1 protein-coding gene is annotated in these 1,911 nt (G+C 48.4%); it reads left to right on the top strand.

Going from position 1 to position 1,911, the window contains the following annotated elements; all coding sequences use genetic code 11:
* On the top strand, positions 1-1,911 hold a 1,911-nt coding region (locus tag MXE41_RS12915; RefSeq protein ID WP_247100877.1), incomplete at both ends, for a hypothetical protein.

Genomic DNA, 1,911 nt, shown 5'->3' with positions numbered 1-1,911 from the left:
CAGTGTCTGGCACTGCTGCAGCAAAGCCAACCTTATCAGCATCTGCAGCAACCATTAAGAGCGCTGTTAAAGCTGGTAAGGTAACCGTACAAAGCGGCAACCTTACAATTACTGACGAGACTGTAAAAGTATCCGACCTTAGTATTGGAGCTGCTGGCGCTGGCAAGCTTAGCTTTGCTGCTGGCGGTGTTCTTCAGGGTAACAACATCATTATTGATGCTGAAACCACTGACGCTACAAATATGACTGTTAAGGCAGCTGGTAAGCTTACCCTTGGTAAGACCGACACACAGGCCGTTACTATTTCTGACCTGGCCGGTCTGGAGGCAAAGGACGTAGAGTTTGTCAGCCATGATGGCTCTACAGCTTTTATTCTTAAGAAAGGTCTGACTCTGTCCAGCAAAGTAGATTCTAATGGTGTTCAGACCCCAGGCTCAGGCAGCATCACCGGTGCAGTTAATATTGATGGTGGCATCCTCACTGTTTCTGCTGGTAATTACAACCTCACCTCCACTACAGTTACAGATGGCTCTGTAAAGATTACTTCTGATAAGGTAGCCACCAAGGTAACTGCCGATCAGGATGCGGTTATTTCTATTGCTAATAAGGGCGAAACACCTCTTACCGTATCTGGTAGCGGCGCTGTTCTTGACCTGACCAAGGCAAAATCATTTACAGTAACTGATGCAAGTTCTAACCAAAAGACCGTAGTTGCAACTGCAAATAACGGCGAAATCATTGCCACCGGTGCTCTGGTAAGCGGTTTTGCAAAGGATGTTGGCGCAAAAAAATCTGCATTCGCACTGAAAGGCAAAGGCACTTTAACCGTAGTTGACGACCTGACAATTTCTGGCTCCAACATCAAATCTGTTGATCTGAGTGACGTGGATGGCAACGTTGATGTAAGCGGTATTGTCTATGGCTCAGGAGCCCCTGGTGGCACAGTAAAAGTGAATGGAACACTTACTCTTACTGGCGCTGGCACAGCAGTTACTCCGGGAGCCGGCAACAATATAACTGCCGGCTCATTAGTACTGAAGAGCTCTGCAGAAGAGAATAAGCTCGGTGCAGGTAACTTTACAGCACTGTCATCTGTCAGCTCCCTTAAGGATACTGTTCAAAACAAGCTTACTCTTGATGGAGCCAAGCTTACTTTAGGTACTGTTGCCTCTGAGAGTGGCGAAATTGCTTCAAATATCACCGTTGGTGGTACAGCAGCTGGTAATCTGCTCGTTGCTGGCGGCACCTGGTCTGGTGATGTTGACATTGAGAACAAGAGCGGCTCATTAGTAATTGGCGGTCAGAAAGTGAAGGCTGAAGACCTGTCTCCAGCATCAGCTTCCCTGACAATCAACAAGCTTACTGGTACTGCTGGTACTGTTGATGTAAAGAAGAACGCCTCTTTAACCCTTAAAGAGCTGGCAAACACTGCATCAATCATCACTGTTGCTGAGGGCGCTACTGCCACCACCAACAAGCTGACCACCTCTGGCGCTACTGGCAAGCTGAACATCAGCGGCACTATGAGTGTTAAGGGAGATGCATCAGACTCTACCAAAAAGGGCGTAAGCCTGGCTGGTTCCAAGAATGTCGCTGTTACCGACAAGGGCTTCCTCGAGTTCGGCGCTACTGCAGTAGGCTCCATGCTTAATGCTGACGGTACTGACCTTGGCGAAAACCTCAATGGCTTTACTGCAGGCTCCATCGATCTCCAGACCGGCGGTACTGTAAAGTTTGGCTTTGATTCAGGTGTAACTCTTGATTCAACCGATCTGAAGAAACTCCGTGGCGTATTTGGTGTAGCTTCAGGCTCTTTAACTGCTGGTGTTCTGGATCTTGGCAATGCCACCATTACCGGTGTTACTGGCGAGGGCGGTGTTGTCTCAGAAGACGGTACAGTCAAGTGGACAG

Source organism: Anaerobiospirillum sp. NML120449 (assembly GCF_023051105.1).
Lineage (GTDB): Bacteria > Pseudomonadota > Gammaproteobacteria > Enterobacterales > Succinivibrionaceae > Anaerobiospirillum.
The sequence above is the reverse complement of the archived record's forward strand: the minus strand, read 5'-3'. Positions and strand labels throughout refer to the sequence as shown.